The following is a 20,937-nucleotide window of genomic DNA, read 5'->3' on the forward strand; positions in this document are numbered from 1 at the left end:
CGTCGGAGCGCCGACGCGGGACTTCTGGTCGCGCTCGGCGGAGTCGAACGCCCGCCACTCCGGCCCGCGGTCGATCTCTCCCTCTTCGACGACCAGCCCGCAGTCCGAACACACCGTCTCGCCGCGCTCGCCGTCCGACGTCAACCGACCCCGACACTCGGGGCAGCGCTCTCGCTCGTCGCTCGATTCGGCCTCCGATTCGGTGGCGTGTCGACGTCGCTCGTCGCGCCGGGTCTTGGTCGGGGAGTCCGTCATTATCTGTGGAGGGACGGAGAATCTTCTCTCGTAGGCGTGTAGAACGGAACCGACCGTCTTAAGCACTGCGGCGGTTACCTGATACGAATTCTCACGGCTCCGTCGACGTCCGGGCGATTCCACCGTCGCCGACGGGGGGTTCGGTAGTATCGAAACCCTTACTCCACGGAGGAGTCTCCGAACCCACATGAGCGAAGACGCTGTCAGTCCCGACGAGGTCCGCCACGTCGCGGGACTCGCCCGGGTCGACCTCGACGACGAGGAGGTCGACCGATTTGCCGACCAGTTCGCGGACATCCTCGCGTACTTCGAGTCGCTGGACGAGGTTCCGTCGGTCGATCGCGACGGGGACCTCGCGAACGTCCTTCGATCCGACGCGACCTGCGACCCGCTCGATCGGGAGCGGGCCCTCGAGAACGCGCCGGACACCGAAGACGGCTATTTCAAAGGGCCGAACGTCTCCTGATCGCACATGTCAGACGCATTCATCACGGAAACGGAGATCGAAGGGGCGGCCGACGGCCCTCTCGCGGGACGAACGATCGCCGTCAAGGACAACATCTCGACGGAGGGGGTTCGGACGACTTGCGGTTCACGAATGCTCGCGGATTACGTTCCGCCGTTCGACGCCACGGTGGTCGAGCGGTTGAAAGACGCGGGGGCGACCATCGTGGGGAAGGCCAACATGGACGAGTTCGGGATGGGGACGACGACCGAGACGTCCTATTTCGGCGCCACGGAGAACCCAGCCGCGCCCGGCCGGGTGCCCGGCGGTTCGTCGGGCGGTTCGGCTGCAGCCGTCGCCGGAGGCGACGCGGATCTGGCGCTCGGATCGGACACCGGCGGCTCCATTCGCTGCCCGGCGGCGTTCTGCGGCGTCGTCGGAATCAAGCCGACCTACGGCCTCGTTTCCCGGTTCGGACTCGTCGCGTACGGAAACAGCTTAGAGCAGATCGGTCCGTTCGCGGAGACGGTCGAGGACGCCGCGGCGCTTCTCGACGTCATCGCGGGCCCCGACGAGCGCGACGCCACGACCCGCGAGGATCCAGACGAAGGCGCGTACGTCGACGCGGCGGACGGGGACGTCGACGGCGTGACGATCGGGGTGCCGACGGAGCTTCTCGACGGCGCCGAGGCGGGGGTCGTCGAGACCTTCTGGGACGCCGTGGGTCAGCTCGAAGATCGCGGCGCCACGTACCGGGAGGTGAGCCTCCCGTCAGTCGAGCACGCCGTCGAAGCGTACTACGTGATCGCGATGTCCGAGGCCTCGTCGAACCTCGCCCGCTACGACGGCGTCCGATACGGACATTCGGTCGACGGTGACGGTAACTGGAACGAGGTCTTCGGCCGCGTTCGCGACGAGGGGTTCGGCCCCGAGGTCAAGCGTCGAATCCTTCTCGGCACCTACGCGCTCTCGGCGGGGTACCACGACAAGTACTACGCCAAAGCCCAGGACGCCCGGGCGTGGATCAAGCAGGACTTCGATGGGGTTCTGAACGACGTCGACGTGCTGGCGTCGCCGACGATGCCCGTCACGCCGTTCGAACTCGGGGAAGGCATCGAGGATCCCCTCCGACTCTACCTGGCGGACGCCAACACCGTCCCGGTCAATTTGGCGGACCTGCCGGCGATCTCCGTTCCCGCCGGCTCCACCGACGGACTCCCGGTGGGGATCCAGATCGTCGGGCCCGCGTTCGGCGAGCGGGCCGTCGTTCGCGTCAGCAGCGCACTGGCCTGACACTCTCACGACCACGGCGGTCCGCGACTCGGTTGCTGGTCAGCCACCTCCGGGTCCCGGTCGGTGTCGTCCTGGATCGCCTCCGCAGTACGCGGCGCTCGATTCGAAAGATAATTATTTATATGATTCGCTCGATCTTGGGACGTAACTATCCGGAACTCCGGGGTGGGACCATGATCGACGAACCAACTGGGACGGTCGACTTCGACGAGTTCTCCCGCGCGTGCGATCTCGTCGAAGCGTACTTCGGGGAGACGATCGACGACGTGGCGCTACACGCGCCGGTCTCCCGTCGCCAGCTCGTGGCCGTACTCGCCCGGGCGCAACTGTCGGGACGGCAGCTGACGATCGACGGTCTGACCGAAGAGGGTGACGTCGTCTACCAGTCGGACGACGAGACGTTGCTGTGGCTCGACGCCGGTTTCTGGCTCGACATCCGCGGTCGACACCACCTGGCACCCGACGAGGGTCGCGCGGCCAGGGAGGTCCACCGACGCCTCATCGAGGCGATCGACGGTGACGTCCCCTACTACAACCGGGAGCGGGATCCGTTCGTCCTCATCGAACGGCGATTGCCGCGTCAGTAAGTCCCGATCTTCGCGGGTACCGACCGGGTTTTCGCGAGTTCCGACCGGATCACCCGCCGGCCGGACGAGACGGCCCGTTCTCACACTCGAGGCCGTCGCCGTTCTCGTACCGATCCCGCGGCTCACTCCTCGTAGGCCAAGTTCATGATCCACTGGGAGAAGGCGTCGCTGTTTGGATCGACCTCCTCCTCGCCGATGAACGGCGACAGCATGTCGCCGGCCATCAGCAGGGTGAACTCGAGGTCGCGGGCCGTCGGTGCGATGTAGTAGGTGTTGTGCCCGTCGTAGACGGTCTCTTCGCGGTCGACGAGGTCCTTCTCGACCAGGCTCTCGACGATGCGACTCCCCTTCCGCGAGGAGACGCCGAGTTCCTTCCAGAAGTCGCTCTGGTGGATGCCGCCGGTTTCGCGCACGAGCTCGAGGCCGACGCGCTCGTCCTCGGAGAGTTCCGCCTCGGCTGCAGCCACGCTCACGGGACCGTCACCTCGTCGAATCGCGTCGACGCCGGGAACCTGTCCATGTCACCACAACGGGGTGCGATCCGCTTAAAGGTGGCTTTCGAGGTCGACCGCCTCGTAGGACGTCCGACAGGGCGGACCGTCGGCGTGACGGTACGTCCATCGCGTTCCCAGGGAGATCAGCGACGACGACCGCGTTCCGTACGAGCCTTCGTGGATGCAGACGCCGTACTCGTGGTCGCCCAACACGTCGGCTGCACGATCGAGCCACGCGCTCGCCCCCTCCCTCTCGTCAGGCCTCAGGGTCTCGCGGACGCGATTCGCGTTCTCGGCTTGTCCGGCAGCCGACGTCCGATGACTCTCGGGAATCGCCGCGACGTCGGGGTCGACGGCTCTCCCGACGTTGACCACGACGTGGACCCCCGGTTCGAATCGGGTCTCGGACAGGGTGCCGTCCCAGGCGAGGACCACGGCGTCGTCGGCGTCCGCGGCGACGAGGTAGAATCCGTCGTACTCGTCTTCGTCGGTGGCGCCGACGACGGAGTTGCGAGCCTCGTCCGCCGATTCACACGTCAGCGCGTCGGCTACCAGCTGCCCGCGGGACCGTTCGCCGGCGAGTTCCGCGGCGGTCCACCGGTTCGTGATCGCCACGAGGACGCCGAACTCGTTCACGCCGATCCACGTACCGCCGGCCTCCCGGTCGCGGGGGGCGACGATCCGCGGGTCGTCGCGAAAGCGTCCGGGCGGCTCGGACGGCCGATCGACCGCCTCGTCTCGATTGGCGGCCGCCGCGACGGGAACGTCCTCGAACACCTGCCAGGCGAGCGCGAAGGTACACACGGGTGGACCGAGGGACGCCTCGGGGATAAATTCGATCACCCGGCGGCCTGGGGAACACACGCGGTCATCCGGCGGCCTGGGGAGTTCACGCGGTCATCCAGCGGCCCGGGGAACACACGCGGTCACCCGGCGGCCTGGGGAATACACTCGAGTGCCTGCTGCCCCGACGGCCATCGTCGACCTCGACGCGACCCGTCATCCGGTCGGAGGCGCTCACTCCTCCTCGTCCAGGAGCAGTTCGCGGATGGCCGCCCTGTCGACCGTTCCCGAGACGGTTCGGGGGAGTTCGTCGACGACGCGTACAGTTCGGGGTCGCTTGAATCCCGCCAGCCGTTCCTCGCAGTAGGTCTCGATCGACGTCGGCTCGGGTAGCGCGGTCGGATCGTCGGCCGCCACGACGGCCGCGACGCGTTCGCCCCACTCGTCGTCCGGGATGCCGACGACTGCGGACGCCGAGACGTCGGAGCGTTCGACGAGTACCCGTCGGACCTCCTCCGGATCGACGTTCTCGCCGCCGGTGACGATGCGATCGCTGCGCCGGCCCGTTATCCACAACCGTCCGTCCTCGTCGCGGTAGCCGAGGTCCCCCGTGTGAAATCCGTCCTCGTCGAACGTTCCGAGCGATCGATCCTCGTCGAGATAGCCGGGCGACACCGTCGGTCCGGACACGACGAGTTCGCCGGTCTCGCCGGGGTCGACGGAATCTCCCTCCGAGTCGACGACGGAAACGTCCGTTCCGAACAGGGGTTGGCCGACGGTTCCGCGCCACCGCTCGGCTTGCTCGGGCGTCGCGGTGGACACCTGCGACGCCGTCTCGGTCGTCCCGTACGTCGGATAGATCGGCACGTCCGTTTCGAGCGCTCGGTCGAGGAGTTCGTTCGAGGCGGGTGCGCCGCCGACGAGCACGAATCGAAGGTGTTCCGGCGGTTTCCAGCCGGCGTCGAGCAGTCGTTTCACCATCGTCGGGACGAGCGAGAGTCCGGTCACGCCGCGTTCGCGTACGACCCGTGCGGTTTCGGACGGCTCGAACTTCCGCTGGGTGACGATCCCCGTCCCGTACAGGCTCGACCGGATCATCGGCGCGAAGCCGCCCATGTGGTACATCGGCAGACACACGAGCCAGCGATCGTTCCGATGCACGCCGAGCCGGAACGCGGACGCCGTCGCGCTCGCGAGGAGATTTCTCGCCGTGAGCCTGACCGCTTTCGGGGTCCCCGAGCTACCCGACGTGAATCCGATCAGCTGGGTCCAGGTCGGCTCGAGTCGAGCCGGTGCGGGCGCGTCGGCGGGCTCGCGCGAGGGAAACGCGTCGACGCCATCTACCGTGGGTTCCTCGAGCGAGTAGCTCGATGCGCCAGGGAGTTCGGACGCTATCCCCGCGGCCGCTCGCTCGGTTTTTCTCGAGCAGACGACGGCGTCAACCCCGGCCCGGTCCGCTTTCGCCCGGAGCTCCCGAGACGTCTCCCGCGTAGAGAGCGGAACGAGCGTCGTTCCGGTCCGCATCGCCGCGAACGCCGTGCGGACGAAGGCCGGGCCGGTCTCGAGGAGGACGGCGAGTCGATCGGCGTCGATCGCGTCGAGCCCGGCCGCGACGGCGTCGACCTCCCGCGAGAGCTCTCGGTACGTTCTCGTCGCGTCGCCATCGGCGTCGACGAGGGCCACGCGCTCGGGCGTCGTCCGCACCCGACGGGCGAGCGGGTCGATCGTCGGCCACCCGTCGGGGGTCATTCTTCCTCCCAGACGTTCTCGACGCCGAGTCCTCTCGTCTGCGGCACGACGGCCGTGCCGCGGTCGATGAATACCGGGTCGCGCCCGAGGTCGCTCGCGAGCAGTGATCCGGTCGCGACGCCGCAAGCCGGGACGTTCGGAATCGACGCCGCGAGGTGGACCGCCGCCGTTCGCGCGACGACCGCGTCGATCGTCGTCGTCACGATGGGCGTTCGACTCGCCTCCGCGCACCAGGCAGCGATCCGGCGCGCGACGTCGACGCCCCCGAGCGCCATCGGCTTGAGGACGAACGCGTCGGCCGCCCCGGCCTCGAGGATCGCGTCCACGCCGTGTTCCAGGAGTCCCTCGTCGAGCGCGATGGCGACCTCGCTCTCGCGTAACGCGGCGTGGCCTTCGAGCGCGCCCGCGGGCAGCGGCTGTTCGAGCAGCGTGAGCTCGAGCTCGGCGAAGACCTCGAGCGCCCGTCGCGCCTCGTCGTACGTCCAGGCGCCGTTGGCGTCCGCACGGAGTTCGACCGAGGGGCCGACCGCCGCCCGCACCCGTTGGAGGCGCTCGATATCGGTCTCGACGTCCCGGCGTCCCACCTTCACCTTGACGCACTCGAACCCGTCGTCGACGGCCCCGCGAGCGGCGTCGGCGGTTTCCGCCGGCGTTCCATCGCCGACCGTGGCGTTGACCGGCACCCGGGGGACCCGTTCGAGCGCGCCGAGATCGCGGTACAGCGGCTGGGCGTCTCGGGTCGCGGCCAGATCCGCCAGCGCCAGCCCGACGCCGTGTCTGGCGGCCGCCGTGTGATCGACCGCCTCGAGCGCCGCACCCGGGCCGTCGGCTGCGGCCGTCGCTGCCTCCGATAGCGCGGATTCACAGACCGATCGGGACTCCGTCCAGCCCGGAAGCGGCGTCGCTTCGCCGATCCCCGCGTGCGTCCCGTCGGCGACGCGGACGAGAAATCCCTCCCGGGTTTCGATCGTCTCCCCGCCCGTGTCGAACGGCTCGGCCAGCGGACACGAGAACGGACGGACGGACAGTTCGAACGTCACGCTATCACCAGCCCGCCGGCGAAACACGCGGCGTACACCGCGAGCAGTTTCCCGGTCCGTTCGAGCGCGTCGTTGAGCGCCGGTCCGTCGACCGTCCAGACCCGGCGGGCGATCGCCACGGCGTACGGGACGGTCACGAGCGGTGCGAGCACGAGCGGGCCGAAGTCCCCGGCGACCCAGAACCACAGCGGCGTCGCGTACGCGAGTCCCACCATCACGGTGTACTCGAGGCGGGATACGCGTTCGCCGAATCGGACCGCGAGCGTCCGTTTCCCCGCGGCCGCGTCGGTCTCGATATCCCGCAGATTGTTCACTACGAGGATCGCCGTCGCCAGGCTCGCGATCGGGACCCCGGCCGCCACCGACTCCGCGGTGACCGTTCCGGCCGGCACTCCCGTCGCGAGCGGGTCGGCCAGCACGGCGGCCGCTTGCACGTAGTAGGTGCCGGCCACGGCGACGAGACCGAAGAAGACGAACACGAAGAGGTCGCCGAGTCCGTGGTACCCGAGCGGATACGGGCCACCCGTGTAGGCCCACCCGCAGAACACGCTGACGAGCCCGATCACCAGGATCGGTAGGCCGCCCACGTATACGAGATACGTCCCGGTGAGGATCGCCAGTCCGAACGTGGCCGCCGTCGCGAACTTCACCCGCTCGGCCGGAATGAGCCCCGACTGGGTGACGCGCGTGAATCCCGCTCGGTCGTCGGTGTCGGCGCCCCTGACCGCGTCGTAGTAGTCGTTCGCGAAGTTGGTCCCGATCTGTATCAGCGCCGCTCCGACGAGCGCGAACAGCGCCGGGAGCGGGGCGAACACGTCGGCGTCGACCGCGAGTCCCGTCCCGACGAGAACCGGGGCGAGCGCCGCCGGCAGCGTCTGGGGTCGGGCGGCCATCACCCAGGCTCTCGTCCGGGAGACGTCCATCTCGGCCGTCGTCATCACTCGAGTGTCCATCACGCGAGAGTGTCAACGTTGGCATTGCGGGCGAGGGCGGCGCGGTCCGGGCCGGCGGCCGCGAGCGGAGATCAGTAGTGCCAGGGGAAATCGTCGAAGTCGGGCTCGCGACCCTCGACGAAGGCGTCCCGCCCTTCCGTCGCCTCGTCGGTCATGTAGCCGAGACGCGTCGCTTCGCCGGCGAAAACCTGCTGGCCGACGAAACCGTCGTCGGCCATGTTGAACGCGTACTTGAGCATCCGCATCGCCGTCGGACTCTTCGAGTTGATCCGCTCGCCCCACTCCAGGGCCGTCTCCTCGAGCTCCTCGTGGGGGACGACCTCGTTGACCATCCCCATCTCGGCGGCCTCCTCGGCCGAGTAGGTCTTCCCGAGGAAAAACACCTCGCGGGCCTTCTTCTGGCCGATCTGGCGGGCGAGATAGGCGGAGCCGAAGCCGGCGTCGTAGCTGGCGACGTCGGGGTCCGTCTGGAGGAACTTCGCGTGTTCCTCGCTGGCCAGCGTGAGGTCGCAGACGACGTGCAGGGAGTGACCGCCGCCGACGGCCCACCCGGGGACGACGCAGACGACCACCTTCGGAATGTGTCGGATCTGGCGCTGGACTTCCAGGATGTGGAGTCGTCCCTGCCCCGACGAGGCGGTTTCGTCTCCCCCGTACTGGTAGCCGTCGTCGCCCCTGATCGTCTGGTCGCCCCCCGAACAGAACGCCCAGCCACCGTCTTTCGGCGACGGGCCGTTACCCGTCAGCACCACGCAGCCCACGTCCGTCTGACGCTTCGCGTGATCCAACGCGGCCGAGAGCTCGTCGACGGTTTCCGGTCGGAACGCGTTCCGGACCGCCGGCCGGTCGAACGCGATCCGGACCGTTCCCGAGTCCGTCGCCCGGTGGTAGGTGAGATCCTCGAAATCGACCGACGCTATCGGTTCCCACCGATCCTCCGCGAAGAGTTCCGAAACCATCGTCCGTGGTTCGGGCCGACGCACTCAAATAGGTTCTCGTCCCCGGGTCCGGGCACGCGACGTCGACCCCTCGGCGCGGGTCGATCTAACGCACACCCTCCGGCCGCGCCGAACCCGCGGATCGGACCGTTACCACTCTTCGGTCATCCACTCCATCGTCGCCGGATCCATCTTCCCCCAGTCGAAGCGCTGAATTCGTCCGGCGAGTTCGCCCTCCGGGTGAGCCTCGGTGTGGACGTTCACGTACGCCTCCCCGGCCTCGATCTTCCCGAGGAGGTCCCCGAGATTCGCCGAGGCCGCCTCCTCGGCGCGTCCCTCCGCGACCGATTCGTCGGTTATCGTGCCGGCGTCGAGCATCCCCGTGAAGCGACCCTCGACGGGGCGCTCGTTCCGGGTCGCGAAATCGTGCATCCAGACGGCGACCGGACCGAGGGCCTGGTCCTCGTGGATGTGAGCCATGAAGACGTCCTCCACGTTCGCCACCCCCAGGACGAACGGCATCCGTCCGTCGTACGGTTGAAAGACGGCGGCACCGCGCGCCTTCGTCTGGACGCCTTCCTGCGGCCGGAGGTGGGCGATCCACAGTTCCGGCATCGACATACCGTGGTGGTCGTCGTCGTCGTGATGGTCGTCGTCGTGATGATCGTCGGCCGCCGTGACCCCGGTACCGGTCGCCGCGAGAGCGCCGACGCCCAAGAGCCGCAGGGCCGTCCGTCGATCGAAGTCGTTGTCAGTCATGGGTCCGGTCCTCACGCAGTCGCAAGGACCGCCCTCGTATTGTTTTCGCTCAGGTACAAGAGAGCGCCCAGAACAAGAGAAGATTACGAGGGCGTACGCCGACGATATCGCGAATCCGTTCGGCCCGCTTCGATATCTCGATCGACCGGTCGATCCGTCTTCGGTGACGATCGTCCGGCGGCCTCGCACGGTCGCGGTCCGCTCGCCGGTTCGGTCGCGGTCCGCTCGCCCGATCAGTTCGTTCAGCGATCGGTGCGGGCGGCGAGTTCGCTCCCCGCGGCCAGCCACTCGTCGGCCGCCTCTCCGAACGTCCGCTCCGCCCGTCGCTGGGCGTCCGAGACGATTTGGTCCGCGTCCGCGGTGACGGGCTCCCCCTCATCCACGATCCGGCGCCCCTCGACGAAGACGTGCTTGACGATCCCGGCGTTCGCTCCGTAGACGAGGTTCGGAATCGCGGTTCGCAGCGGCTTCGAAACCGTCGGTGCCACGGAGGGGTGTTCGAGGTCACAGACCACCACGTCGGCGCGCTTGCCGACCTCGAGCGAGCCGACTCGGTCGTCGATGCCGAGCGCCCTCGCTCCCTCGATGGTGGCGACCCTGAGGGCCTCCCACGCGGGGAAGGCGGTCGGATCGGTTCGGTCGGTCTTCGCGAGCAGCGCCGCGGTTCGAAGCTCCCGGAGGAAGTCGTGGCCGCCTGGCCCCGGCGCCTGGTCGGTGCCGATCCCGACCGCACCGCCGTACTCGCGGTACTCGACGATCGGCGGGACGATGCCGTCGATCGCCGCGATGGAGCACGGATTGGCCGCCATCCGCACACCGGCCTCGGCGAGCCGTTCGCGTTCGGCCGCCGTCGCCCCGTGGATGTGCGCCGCCAGCAGTCGATCCGAGACCAGACCGACGTCGTCGAGGACGCTCACGGTGGTCTCGCCCTCGCCGTACCGCGCTTCGATCTGGCGCCGTTCCCGGTCGCCCTGGGCGACGTGCATGTGAACCCCGCGATCGTGCTCCGCGGCGCGGTCGCGAATCTCCTCCAGGAGCCACCTCGGGACCATGTCCAGCGCCTGGGGACCGTACAGACACGAGACGAGGGTCTCGTCGGCGAAGCCGTCGAAGAGGGCCTCGTTGCGCTCGAGGCCCTCCTCGGCGGCCGCATCCTCGAGCGGGTACGCCTCGTTCGGTCCGTGGTCGGCCCGTTCGGCGTCGACGGCGTTGATCGTCTCCGCCGCCGCGACCCGCACGCCCATGGGTAAGTAGACCTCCTCGACGAGCCGATCGACGTTCGCCGCGTACTCGCCGACGGTCGTCACCCCCGACAGCACGGCTTCGAGCACGCCGAGTCGAGCCCCCGCGATCACGTCGGCGGCCGTCGCCGCCTCGCTCAGCGGTCCCAACGCCTCGTTCATCCACTCGATCTCGGGCACGTCCTGGGCCCCGCCCCGGAGCAGCGTCAGTCCAGTGTGCGCGTGCGCGTTCACCAGTCCCGGGAGCGTCAGCGTTCCGCGTCCGTCGATCACCCTGTCCGCGTCCCCGTCGACCTCCCCGGTCGGACCGACGGCGGCGATCTCCCCGTCCTCGATCCCGATCGTCGCGTCGTCGATCGGGGCCAGACCGCCGTCTCGCATCGTCAACGCGAGCGTGTTTCGTATCGCGACGTCCATACGGGGAGGCTCGCGAGCCGCCGCCAAAAACGCCGGGCTGTCGGCAACGCCGACGGGTAGCGTTCGACGCTCGGGAGCCGACGTCGATCCCTGGCTAACGTCGTCTGCGGGTAACCGTCGGTCACACTCCATCGACTTCGAGCACCCGTCGCCGTTCGAGGCGCGTCCCCGATCGATTTTTCCCGCCGGGTACCGAACCGAGCGTTCGTTCGATGGGTGAGACGTACTACGACGTCCTCGGCGTCTCTGCGGACGCCTCCGTGGACGAGATCAGGGAGGCCTACCGCGAGCGCGTCCTGGAGACGCATCCCGATCGGAACGACGACCTCGACGCGGCCGAGCAGTTCAAGCGAGTCACCGCCGCCGAGTCAGTGCTGACGGACGAGACCGAGCGGGCTCGGTACGATAGGCTCGGCCACGACGCCTACGTCAGGTGGGGGAATCACTTTCCCGAGAACGAGGGAGCGGACGAACCCGGCGGCGGCACGAAAGCCGACCGCGACGGCTCTCGCGACGGCCCCGCCGACACGTCTTCGTCTGGCGCGTCGGCCGGCACGTCTACGTCTGGCGCGTCGGCCGGCACGTCTACGTCTGGCGCGTCGGCCGGCACGTCTACGTCTGGCGCGTCCGCAGGTAGGGCGTCCACCGAGGGGACCGCCGGTAGGACGTCGTCGGGAGGGTCGGCCGCTGGTTCTGCCGAGGAACCCAGTACTGGAGCCACGGGCGACGACGGATCGAGTCCCGAAGCCACCGGCGACGACGGACCGAGTCACCACGCTCGTCAGCGCTACCGACGCGAACGTCGGACGGCCGCCGCCGACGGGTGGTGGTTCGGCGACGAGACGGATCGCCGCGGGACCGATCGGACACACGGTTCGGGTTCGACGACCGCTTCCGAAGTCGGTGGAACGGACTGGACGGTCGGTTCGAGTCGGAGCCGGGGGCGGTCGTCTACCGCCAGTTTCGTCGGCTGTACCGGTTCGTCGACCGGCTCGAGTCGCGGTCGCGGCCGATCGACTACCGCCAGGTCCGGGGGCTTTGCGGTCCACGGCTGGGACGACGAGATCCAACTCGCGAGCCCGTACGAGTCGATCGATCGCTCCACGGCGATCGTCCTGGCCTGTCTCTCGATCGTCTACCCGTTGCTCGTTTACGCCAGCCTGAGTCCGCAGCTTCACCGTGCCGTGAACGGGATCGTCGCCTGCTGTACGCTCGTCATCGTCGGGTACATCCTCACGAAACCCCGCGTGGCGCTTGCTGCGTTCGGCACGTGGGGACTCCTGATACCGCCGGCGATGGCGCAGTTCGGTCCCGTCCACCCGTTCTCGTTCGTCGGTCTGCTGGTCGTCGCCGCCTTCTGGGTGCCGTTCGGCTACGCGGCCGCGGTCTGGTGGGCGCTCCGCCCGTGACCGAGCCGACGGCCTCGGGGCCCCGCACTTTCCGACCGCTCGTTCGCCCGGCAACGGGCCGCAGCTACGGATCGGCGCCGAGTCGTCGGCGCACGTTCTCTTCGAGTTCGGCGCGCCGCCGGTGACTGTCGGCGGCGTCGAACTCGACGGCGAGAATAGTGGTTCCCGACGCGGCGACCGACGACGCGTACGCGTCAGGGAAGGCTTCGGGAGCCACCGTCTCGTACTCGAACTCGTAGAGGTCGGCGAGCGGGGCGAAGTCGAGCCCGTGGGGCGTCTTGAACTGGTCGGTGAACGGCGGATCGAACGACTCGACGGGGAGCTGGTGGAAGATACCGCCGCCGTCGTTGTGAATCGCGACGATCGTCGCGTCGACGTCACAGCGCTCGACGGCGAGCAGGCCGTTCGCGTCGTGGTACAGCGCCAGGTCGCCGGTGACGAGCGTGAGCGCGTCGTCGACGGCGCTGCCGGCCCCGAGGGCCGAACTGACGATCCCGTCGATTCCGCTCGCGCCCCGGTTGCCGAGCGCGGTCACGTCCGCCGTTCTCGGCCGGACGAATCGATCCGCGTCCCGTATCGGCATGCTGTTGGAGACGAACACCGTGGCGGGGTCGGCCGCCTCGGCGAACACGGTCGCGAGCACGCCGCCCTCGAACGGATCGTCGGCGAGCGCGTCGGGCGTCGTGGCGTCGGCGACGACCTCGTCGACGATCGACTCGGCCTCCCGGTAGCGATCGATCCACGCGTCGTCGACGGACGCCCGCGCCTCCGCGGGCACGATAGCGTCGGCCACCGATCCCACCAGGGCGGCGGGGTCCGATACCACGAGATCGGTCGCGGTGAACTCCGCCTCCCGCCAGCCGCCCGACGGATCGACGACGAACTGGGTCGCGTCGGCGTCTCGCAGGTAGTGTCGCAGCGCTTTCGACGTCGGCGAGGCTCCGAATCGGACGACGACGTCGGGGTCTGGAACCGGATCGCCGACGTAGGCGTCGTACCCGGCACAGATCGTCGCGGAATCCGCCGGGGTTCCGAATCGGAACCCCGAGAGGGGGTCGGCGAGCAGCGGGGCGCCGATCGCTTCGGCGAGCTCCGCGAGGATTCGTCGCCACTCCCGCTCGCCCGTCGCGACCTCCTCCGGATCCGCGGGTCCGCCGACGAACAGCGGGCGCCTCGCCCCCTCGAGCGCGTCGGCCACTCGTTCGGCGGTCGCTTCCTCGACCCCCGGGCGACCGATCGCGGTCGTCACGAACGGCCCGTCCCGACCCCGGCCGGCGAGCGTCTCCTCGAAGTCGGCGGGAACGTCTCCCGGCACCGCGGTCGGTTCCAGGGGTTTCGCGAACGGGCAGTTGAGGTGGACCGGTCCGGCGGGGGTGCCCGTCGCCGTCGCGAGCGCGCGCGCCGCCGTCGTCCGGAGGCTCCGGAGGGTGCGCTCGTCGATCCTCGGTTCGGGAAGGTCGACGTTCCAGCGCACGGCGTCGCCGTAGAGGTCGCGCTGGTCGACCGTCTGGTTGGCGCCGCTGTCGCGGAGCTCCGGCGGTCGGTCCGCCGTCAGGACGACCAGCGGCACCCGACCCCGGTCGGCTTCGATCACGGCCGGGTGGAAATTCGCCGCGGCGGTCCCGGACGTACAGACGAGGGCCGTCGGTCGTCCCGTCCGCCGAGCGCGACCGAGCGCGAAGTACGCGCCCGATCGCTCGTCGAGGTGTGAGAACACGTCGACGGCGGGGTGGGCAGCGAACGCCACCGTCAGCGGCGTCGAACGGCTTCCCGGGGCGATACAGACCGCCTCGAGCCCGCCCGCGGCGAGCTCGTCGACGATGGTGCGTCCCCACAGCGCGTTTCGATTCGGTGCGGTCATCTGAGCTCGTCGAGGATCGGCCGGAACTTGAGTTCGACCTCGCGCCACTCCTCGTCGGGGTCGCTGTCGGCGACGATGCCGTTTCCGGCGAACAGGGTGACTCGGCGATCGGTCGCGACGCCCGAGCGGATCCCCACGGCGAACTCGCCGTCGCCGTTCGCGTCGAACCAGCCGACGGGCGCGGCGTACCAGCCGCGATCGAACGGCTCGACCGAGCGGATCGTCTCGCAGGCGGCGCGCTGGGGGACCCCGCCGACGGCGGGAGTCGGGTGCAGGGCATCGACGATCTCCAGAACGTGTCGATCCTCGTCCAGTTCCGCCCGAATCGGCGTCTGCAGGTGCTGGATCGTCGCCAATCGTCTGACGGTCCGAGCGTCGACGCGAACCGTCTCCGACAGCGGGTCGAGTTGCGAGCGGATCGCGTCGACGACCAACGCGTGTTCCCGGTCGAGTTTTTCGCTCTCGCGCAGTCGATCCGCGTGTTCGTCGTCCGTCTCGGGCGTCTCCCCGCGGGGGACCGACCCCGCCAAGGCTTCCGTCTCCAGGTGTCTCCCCGCCGCGGCGACGAGGCGTTCGGGGGGTGCGCCGAAGAACGTCGACGGGCCGCCGTCGACGGCGAATCGGTAACAGTCCGGGTACCGCCGCCGCAGGCGTTCCAGGGTCGCGGGGACGTCGATTTCCGCGCCGAGTTCGGCCGTCATCGCCTGGGCGAGGACGACCTTTCGCAGATCGCCGGCGGATATCCGCTCGAGCGTCCGTTCGACCTGTCGGGTCCAGGCCGCGTGCTCGGTGGTCCGCGCGTACGAGACGATTCCGGGCGGCGTCCCGGCCCCGCGCATCGACGGGAAGTCCTCGAGACGGGATCGCCACTCCTCCAGGCGGCCGTCCACGCTGCGTTCGTCTCCGACGACGGTGAGCCACGAGCCGTCGTCGTGGCGTGAGAGCTGGACGTTCGGAATCACGAAGTCGCCGGCGGCGAAGCCGTCCCACGTTCTCGTCCCGTCAGTCCGTCCACCGTCGATCCGGTCGTGAAACGAAAATCCACCGAACGCCCGGGGTCGGGCGCGGTCGTCTCCGCGGTACGATAACGCCCCGAACGTCTCGTCCGCGCGCTCGGCGATCGTCCGAAAGCGATCCGGCCCCTCCGCCGTCAGTCGCGCGGCGGCTCCCCAGCCGACGAGTTCCAGCCCGTCCGGCGCCGCCCAGCTGACCCGGGGCCGGTCCGCGGCGTCCAGGGCGGCGCCGAACGAGACGTCGCCGATCCGACAGCTCCGGCTCGCGAGCGAGTCGGCTGGAAGATTCGTCCCCGACGCCAGTCCTCGACCGCCCGACGCTCGCTCCATCGAGGTGTGTTCGGGGCGGGGCACCCTTCAGCCTAACTATATCGCTCTTCGCGCCACGGATTTGCGGTCTCGGAGTAACCGCGGCGCTCCCAGAAGCCGAGTTCGGGTTCCGTGAGGAACTCCACCCCGTCGACCCACTTCGCGCCCTTGTAGGCGTACTTGTGGGGCGTGACGACCCGCAGCGGCCCGCCGTGGTCGTCGGGTAGCGGTTCGCCGTCGAGTTCCCACGCGAAGAGCACGTCCTCGCGCATGCAGTCGGCGAGCGGCAGGTCGGTCGTGTATCCGTCCGCGGCCGAGAACAGGACGTGGACGGCCTCCTCGCGAACGCCGACGGCGTCGGCCAGCACCGGGAACGGGACGCCGGTGAACTCGCAGTCGAATCGGCTCCAGCCCGTTACGCAGTGAAAGTCCTGGCGCTGGGTCTCGTGGGGAAGCTCGCGAAACTCGCCCCAGGAGAACGTTCGCGGCGACTCGACGGCGCCGGAGACGCTACACTCCCACGTCTCCAGGTCGATCTCCGGGGTCTCTCCCTTGCTCAGCACGGGGAACGCCGTCGTCTCGCGTTGACCGGGCGGGAGGCGTTCGCCGTCGAACTCCCGGTGGAGTCCCGTGACGTCTTTCATGTGCGTAGATAGGGGCTCGCGAACGTAGGTGTGGTGGTTCCGGGCGCTCGGGACAACGATGGATTCGCGTGCCGGGAACGACCGTGAAACTCGCCGCAACGATTCCGAGACCGATCTGGAACCGTTTCACGCATCGATACTCGATCTATAACCAAGTCGGGGCTGGCCGACGGTGCCAATCGCATGGCTACCAGACAAAAGATGCAGGAAGGAGAGATATCAGGCGAAGCGGCCGAGGAAGTGGGCGAACAAGCACTGGGACCGGCGGCCATCGCGTCGGCCGCGTCGGTCGGTCTGGCGTGGTACTACTTCTTCGTGCGCGGAGACAAACAGCGCGGGTTGTTCGTCGGGCTGTGGCCGCCGACCATCCTCGCCTTCGCGAGCTACTTCAACCAGCGCAAGATGCGCCAGCAGCTCAATACGATCACCAAGCCCGGCAGCGCGATCAAAGGCGCGATCGACTCGATGATGGGTAACCGGTGAGTCGAGTCGGCAGGACGTCACCTGCTCGAGGGCTCTCCGAGTCGCCGCCGATCGCGTGCCGAGGGGAGGGCGGGCGACGAACCGTCCCGAACCCCTCCTCGTCCGGCGCGTTTTTTCGGCGATCGCGCCGACGACGATCGACCCCCGATCTGCGAGCGAAACGGCCGCTGAATCGCTACCGGAAATCGCCGCAAAACCGAACGCCGTGACCAGTGTCACGGCGGTTATTTCCGGCGAGCTAGTATCCCCGTCAAACTTAAATACCCCTCCACCGAAACCCGAACCAGATGCCGAAAGTTGAGCTCACGATACCGGAGCATCTCGAGATGCAGATCGCGCAAATGGTCGAACGCGGCGAGTTCGTCAATCGCGAAGAGGCGATCGAAGATCTTCTCTCGACCGGTATCAAGGCGTACAAGACGAGCGGTCCGCAGGAGGAAGGGGAACCGGGGTTCGAAGACGACGGAATGATGGGCCACGACGACGAGTACGTCTTCTGATCGATTACAGGGCCGTCGCCAGTACCGGCACGCCGAACGCGACGGCGATTCCGATCGCGAGCACGACGAACCCGTAGGCGAGCTCCGTGCGCCCGAACTCGCTCATGGGCGCGGTGGTCCGTTCCGCGTCGAGGTCCTCTCCGACGGTCTCCGCCGAATCGTCTGTGTCGGCCGTCATATCGGGTTATTTTCTCGTCGGTCACTTAAGCGGTGACGTTTCCGTTCCGCGCGCCCGGGTAACGGCGATCGCTCTCGCCGTCCGATCGATCGTCACCCGCTTCCGAACGCGGTCTGCATCCGTCCGCTTCCGAACGCGGTTTGTATCCGTCCGCTTCCGGGCGCGGTATACTTCCATCCCCCTCCAAGCGCGACCTGCATCCGCCCACTTTCGGGCCCCTTTACTACCGTGGCCGCGAAGGCCCGTCCACGGAACTTCATGGTACTGACGAAACGAATTATTCCCTGCATCGACGTCGATCTCGACGAAGAGGGGAATCCGGCGGTCTACACGGGCGTCCACTTCGAGGACCTCCGGTACACGGGCGACCCGGTCGAGATGGCCCGGGAGTACAACGAGGCCGGCGCGGACGAGTTCGTCTTCCTCGACATCACGGCCTCCGCCGACGGTCGGGAGACGATGCTCGGCGTGGTCGAGGACGTCGCAGACGAGGTGTTTATTCCCCTGACGGTCGGCGGCGGTATCCGAACCGTCGAGGACATCGGGGAGACGCTACGCGCCGGTGCGGACAAGGTGTCGATCACGACGGGCGCCCTCGAGCGACCGGAACTCATCACCGACGGCGCCCGTGCGTTCGGCAGCCAGTGCATCGTCATCAGCGTCGATGCGAAGCGCCGGTTCGACGAGGACGGCGAACACTACGTCGCGGTCGACGGCGAGTCCTGCTGGTTCGAGTGCACGAAGAAAGGGGGTCGCGAGGGAACGGGAATCGACGTCCTCGAGTGGGCCCGCGAGGCGGAACGTCGCGGCGCCGGCGAACTGTTCGTCAACTCGATCGATCGCGACGGGACGAAAGACGGCTACGACCTCCCGCTGACGAGCGCCGTCTGCGACGCCGTCGACACGCCGGTGATCGCCTCTTCAGGGTGCGGCGGCCCGGAGGACATGTACGAGGTCTTCACCGAGGCCGGTGCGGACGCGGGACTCGCCGCTTCCATCTTCCACTTCGGCGAGTTCTCGATCCGGGAGACGAAGGAATTCCTCGACCGACGAGGCGTTCCGGTTCGACGGTAGACGGCGGGCGCCGTTCGACCTCCCGTCCGACGCCTCGCTCGGCGGGGTGGATCTCCACTCCCTCCCCGAGGCCGGGGATTCGTCCCTCGAAATCGTCGGTCGGTGTGGCGTGCGTTCGGATCGGAACTCGGGAAGGCGTCGTCGCTCGGATCGAACCCCGTTCGTTCCGCCCCGCGAACGTCCGACCGTCGGTTTTCGTGACCGACTCCCGAATCGGCGATCGACGGTTTCAGACCGCCGACTCGTACGCGCTGCGGAACGCGCCGCTGTTCTCCCGGATCGTGCCGGCGGCGTCCTCGAGTGCGTCGAGCGGTTCGATCGATCCGTCGGTCTTGACCGTGAGAATCGGGTCGGTCTGGCCGCCGGATTGCTCCGGGTTCATGTCGTAGGTCGCCGCGTCCACGGACTCGTGTTCCAGCAGCGCTCCCTTCAGCACGTTCATGAAGGTGTGGTCCTCGCCCGCGATCTCGATGGAGAGTTCCTCCTCGGTGTGGTCGGTAACCCGCAGTTCCATAGCTACGGATGGGCGAGTCAGCCGTTTGTACCTTTCGAAGGTCCGGGACGCCGTCGGTCGATGGTCGAAGTCGGGGGGTCGACGGCGTCGTTCGGTTCTTCGTCTCGACCCTGCGGCTGCGTCGGTGCCACCGCCGGTCGTCGGTCGGTAGAATCGGTGGGTCGACGAGCCGCCGGTTCCGCCGGCCGAGGAAAACCACTTTACTAACCCGGTGCCACGCCCAGCACATGAGTCGCCTGGGTGCCGTCGTGTTGCTCGTCGCGATCGTCGCGCTCGCGGCGTCCCTCGCGGTGCTCCGGACGATGGATCGCGGTCGCGGGAACTGGTCGGACGCCCTCGGGGACCGTTTTTACCTGGGCGTTCCGTGGGGAACGCTCGTCGTCGTCGCGTTCGTCCTGGCCGTCTACCTGTTCGTCCAGGACGGACGAACCGACTGGTCGAACCCGGTGACGATTCCGTACCGGGCCTGGTCGTACTGGTACCCGCTCGGGCTGGCGACGGCGTCGTTCTCTCACAACGGGCCGAATCACCTGCTCGGAAATCTGGCCGGGACCCTCGTACTGGCGCCGATCGCGGAGTACTTCTGGGGCCACCGACCGCGAGAGCCCGAGCGGGTCCGTCACGCCCGACTCGCCGATCCACGGATACGGGCGTTCGTCGTCTTCCCGACCGCGGTGATCGGGATCGGGTTGCTCACGAGCGTCTTCGCGCTCGGGCCCGTCATCGGGTTCTCCGGGGTCGTCTTCGCGTTCGCCGGATTCGCGATCGTCCGATACCCGATCGCGACGATCGTGGCGATCCTCGGCGCCCACGGGGCGATCCTCACGGTGATCAGGGCGGTCCAGTCTCCGATCCTGTGGGCGACCGCCCAGCCGAGTCCGCCGGCGCCGCCGTCCTGGGCCACGATCGCCATCCAGGGCCACGCGATCGGATTTCTGTTCGGCGTCCTCCTCGGCGCGACCCTGCTTCGACGTCGACGTGTCCGTCCCGATCCGGTTCTCCTCTGGCTGGCGATTCTCCTGTTCGGGTTCGCCCAATCGCTCTGGGCGATCTACTGGTTCGCCGGCGAGGGAACGTTCGTCCTCCTGCGCGGGCCCGGCGTGATCGTCGTCGTCTCGCTCGCGATCGTCGTGACCGTCGCGATCGTCGGGTCGGATCGATCGCTCGTCCCCGGGCGACTCCGTCGCGGATCGGCCGCCGACGAGACGGTGGAACGCCGCATCGAACTCGGGTTCGGGAGTTCTGGTTCGTCTGACCGGTCGCGACCGCGCGTCGAGCGACTCTCGCGCTCGGTGGCGAGCGGAGCCGACGGTGAGCGATTCACGAGCAGGGGTGCAGCGTTGCTCGCGGTGCTTCTCGTCGTGGCGGCGATCTCCGGTCCGGCGGTGGCCGTCAACGCGTTCGTGGTCGATTCCGGAGACGCCGAAGGCGCCGTCGCCGTCGCGGATTACGAGGTCGCCTACGACGAGGGCGTCGAGAACCCGCTCGTCTCGATCGCCCCGGTCGACGCCCTGGGCCTGAACGAAACGGTGACCGCCAGCGGCGTGATCGTCTGGTCCGAAGACCGCGGGATCTGGACCGACGCCGTGACCGCCGATCGGTTGGCGTTCACGGGCGAGGAGGAGATTCACCTCGGTGGCCCCGGCTGGCGGGAGACGGTGACCGCGGAGCGCGCCGGCTGGGACGTGGTCGGGAACGAGTCAGCCTACGCCGTCAGGCTCTCGACCGAGGGCGACGGGTCGACGCTCGCCTTCGAGTCCGACGCCGTCACCTCGGACGTCGTGATCGTCGGCAACCGGATCTCGATCGTCCCAAAGAGCGGCGAGTTCCAGATCGAACTTCGCGAGGAGAACGGGAGCGCGACGACGGTCCCGATCCCCGAGGAGGGCGACGACGCGACCGTCGCGGACGTCACGTTCGTCCGGGAAGACGACGAGCTGTACGCTGAATCGGGCGGAACGCGCGTCGTCGTCGCTTCGGCGGAGGAGTACCAGTAAT

At 68.5% G+C, this 20,937-nt stretch carries 22 protein-coding genes; 8 read left to right on the forward strand and 14 right to left on the reverse strand.

Translation table 11 applies throughout. The features are described 5' to 3' along the window. The coding region (locus QZT59_RS03830) for a TFIIB-type zinc ribbon-containing protein (RefSeq protein WP_290811562.1) at window positions 1–255 on the reverse strand (255 nt) is incomplete at its 3' end. 187 nt (window positions 256–442) lie between these two features. Between QZT59_RS03830 and gatC the strand changes: the two genes are divergently transcribed. The 3 genes from gatC (at window position 443) to QZT59_RS03845 (ending at window position 2,580) form a co-directional block, all read left to right on the forward strand. Further along, window positions 443–721, forward strand: a complete 279-nt coding sequence (gene gatC, locus QZT59_RS03835) for an Asp-tRNA(Asn)/Glu-tRNA(Gln) amidotransferase subunit GatC (protein WP_290811565.1) — start codon at window positions 443–445, stop codon at window positions 719–721. Window positions 722–727: 6 nt separating this feature from the next. After that, window positions 728–1,993, forward strand: a complete 1,266-nt coding sequence (gene gatA / locus QZT59_RS03840; RefSeq protein WP_290811567.1) for an Asp-tRNA(Asn)/Glu-tRNA(Gln) amidotransferase subunit GatA — start codon at window positions 728–730, stop codon at window positions 1,991–1,993. Window positions 1,994–2,166: 173 nt separating this feature from the next. Continuing rightward, on the forward strand, window positions 2,167–2,580 hold the full coding sequence (locus QZT59_RS03845) for a hypothetical protein (RefSeq protein WP_290811570.1): 414 nt from the start codon (window positions 2,167–2,169) through the stop codon (window positions 2,578–2,580). Window positions 2,581–2,702: 122 nt separating this feature from the next. Here QZT59_RS03845 and QZT59_RS03850 read toward each other — a convergent pair whose 3' ends face one another. From QZT59_RS03850 to QZT59_RS03885, 8 genes are all read right to left on the reverse strand, one after another. Continuing rightward, a complete protein-coding gene (locus QZT59_RS03850) occupies window positions 2,703–3,053 on the reverse strand; it encodes a MarR family transcriptional regulator (RefSeq protein ID WP_290811573.1) in 351 nt (116 codons plus the stop codon). Window positions 3,054–3,125: 72 nt separating this feature from the next. After that, window positions 3,126–3,878, reverse strand: a complete 753-nt coding sequence (locus tag QZT59_RS03855; protein WP_290811575.1) for an NRDE family protein — start codon at window positions 3,876–3,878, stop codon at window positions 3,126–3,128. Between the two features lie 213 nt (window positions 3,879–4,091). After that, window positions 4,092–5,606, reverse strand: coding sequence for a class I adenylate-forming enzyme family protein (locus QZT59_RS03860; protein ID WP_290811579.1), 1,515 nt, complete (start codon window positions 5,604–5,606; stop codon window positions 4,092–4,094). Further along, complete coding sequence (locus QZT59_RS03865; protein ID WP_290811581.1) at window positions 5,603–6,646, reverse strand: mandelate racemase/muconate lactonizing enzyme family protein; 1,044 nt, start codon at window positions 6,644–6,646, stop codon at window positions 5,603–5,605. The genes QZT59_RS03860 and QZT59_RS03865 overlap by 4 nt, the downstream gene beginning before the upstream one ends. Beyond that, complete coding sequence (locus QZT59_RS03870; protein ID WP_290811584.1) at window positions 6,643–7,584, reverse strand: 1,4-dihydroxy-2-naphthoate polyprenyltransferase; 942 nt, start codon at window positions 7,582–7,584, stop codon at window positions 6,643–6,645. Before QZT59_RS03870 ends, QZT59_RS03865 begins: the two co-directional genes overlap by 4 nt. Window positions 7,585–7,670: 86 nt before the next feature. Next, window positions 7,671–8,558 carry a 1,4-dihydroxy-2-naphthoyl-CoA synthase gene (locus QZT59_RS03875; protein ID WP_290811587.1) on the reverse strand — a complete coding sequence of 296 codons (888 nt, stop codon included), beginning with the start codon at window positions 8,556–8,558 and terminating at the stop codon, window positions 7,671–7,673. 129 nt (window positions 8,559–8,687) lie between these two features. After that, entirely contained in the window at window positions 8,688–9,296 is a 609-nt protein-coding gene (locus QZT59_RS03880; protein ID WP_290811590.1) for a CHRD domain-containing protein, read from the reverse strand. Window positions 9,297–9,538: 242 nt separating this feature from the next. Beyond that, the gene (locus QZT59_RS03885) at window positions 9,539–10,954 is read right to left on the reverse strand and encodes an amidohydrolase family protein (protein ID WP_290811593.1); all 1,416 of its coding nucleotides are present in this window, start codon (window positions 10,952–10,954) and stop codon (window positions 9,539–9,541) included. Window positions 10,955–11,166: 212 nt separating this feature from the next. Here QZT59_RS03885 and QZT59_RS03890 point away from each other — a divergent pair, with 212 nt between their 5' ends. Further along, complete coding sequence (locus QZT59_RS03890; protein ID WP_290811596.1) at window positions 11,167–12,363, forward strand: DnaJ domain-containing protein; 1,197 nt, start codon at window positions 11,167–11,169, stop codon at window positions 12,361–12,363. 64 nt (window positions 12,364–12,427) lie between these two features. Here the strand turns inward: QZT59_RS03890 and menD are convergent, their stop codons facing one another. Genes menD through QZT59_RS03905 form a run of 3 tightly spaced genes read right to left on the reverse strand, consistent with a single transcriptional unit; the run spans window position 12,428 to window position 16,190 of the window. After that, entirely contained in the window at window positions 12,428–14,224 is a 1,797-nt protein-coding gene (gene menD, locus QZT59_RS03895; protein ID WP_290811599.1) for a 2-succinyl-5-enolpyruvyl-6-hydroxy-3-cyclohexene-1-carboxylic-acid synthase, read from the reverse strand. Continuing rightward, a complete protein-coding gene (locus tag QZT59_RS03900; protein WP_290811603.1) occupies window positions 14,221–15,567 on the reverse strand; it encodes an isochorismate synthase MenF in 1,347 nt (448 codons plus the stop codon). Before QZT59_RS03900 ends, menD begins: the two co-directional genes overlap by 4 nt. Before the next feature lie 32 nt (window positions 15,568–15,599). Next, entirely contained in the window at window positions 15,600–16,190 is a 591-nt protein-coding gene (locus QZT59_RS03905) for a sulfite oxidase-like oxidoreductase (RefSeq protein ID WP_290811606.1), read from the reverse strand. Between the two features lie 183 nt (window positions 16,191–16,373). Between QZT59_RS03905 and QZT59_RS03910 the strand changes: the two genes are divergently transcribed. Together QZT59_RS03910 and QZT59_RS03915 are read left to right on the forward strand one after the other, a co-directional pair. Continuing rightward, on the forward strand, window positions 16,374–16,673 hold the full coding sequence (locus QZT59_RS03910) for a hypothetical protein (protein ID WP_290811609.1): 300 nt from the start codon (window positions 16,374–16,376) through the stop codon (window positions 16,671–16,673). A 287-nt stretch (window positions 16,674–16,960) separates the two neighbouring features. After that, the gene (locus QZT59_RS03915) at window positions 16,961–17,173 is read left to right on the forward strand and encodes a ribbon-helix-helix domain-containing protein (protein ID WP_290811611.1); all 213 of its coding nucleotides are present in this window, start codon (window positions 16,961–16,963) and stop codon (window positions 17,171–17,173) included. Window positions 17,174–17,177: 4 nt separating this feature from the next. Here the strand turns inward: QZT59_RS03915 and QZT59_RS03920 are convergent, their stop codons facing one another. Beyond that, the gene (locus QZT59_RS03920; RefSeq protein ID WP_290811614.1) at window positions 17,178–17,351 is read right to left on the reverse strand and encodes a hypothetical protein; all 174 of its coding nucleotides are present in this window, start codon (window positions 17,349–17,351) and stop codon (window positions 17,178–17,180) included. A gap of 258 nt (window positions 17,352–17,609) precedes the next feature. Between QZT59_RS03920 and hisF the strand changes: the two genes are divergently transcribed. Next, window positions 17,610–18,425: an imidazole glycerol phosphate synthase subunit HisF gene (gene hisF, locus QZT59_RS03925; protein ID WP_290811616.1), complete on the forward strand. Its 816-nt coding sequence runs from the start codon at window positions 17,610–17,612 to the stop codon at window positions 18,423–18,425. Window positions 18,426–18,654: 229 nt separating this feature from the next. Here hisF and QZT59_RS03930 read toward each other — a convergent pair whose 3' ends face one another. Next, on the reverse strand, window positions 18,655–18,939 hold the full coding sequence (locus QZT59_RS03930; RefSeq protein WP_290811619.1) for a DNA-directed RNA polymerase subunit L: 285 nt from the start codon (window positions 18,937–18,939) through the stop codon (window positions 18,655–18,657). Between the two features lie 227 nt (window positions 18,940–19,166). On the opposite strand from QZT59_RS03930, the gene QZT59_RS03935 reads away from it, so the two are divergent. Beyond that, a complete protein-coding gene (locus QZT59_RS03935; protein ID WP_290811622.1) occupies window positions 19,167–20,936 on the forward strand; it encodes a rhomboid family intramembrane serine protease in 1,770 nt (589 codons plus the stop codon). Window position 20,937 lies beyond the last annotated feature (1 nt).

It is taken from the genome of Halovivax sp., assembly GCA_007119345.1.
In the GTDB taxonomy this organism is placed as follows: Archaea; Halobacteriota; Halobacteria; order Halobacteriales; family Natrialbaceae; genus Halovivax.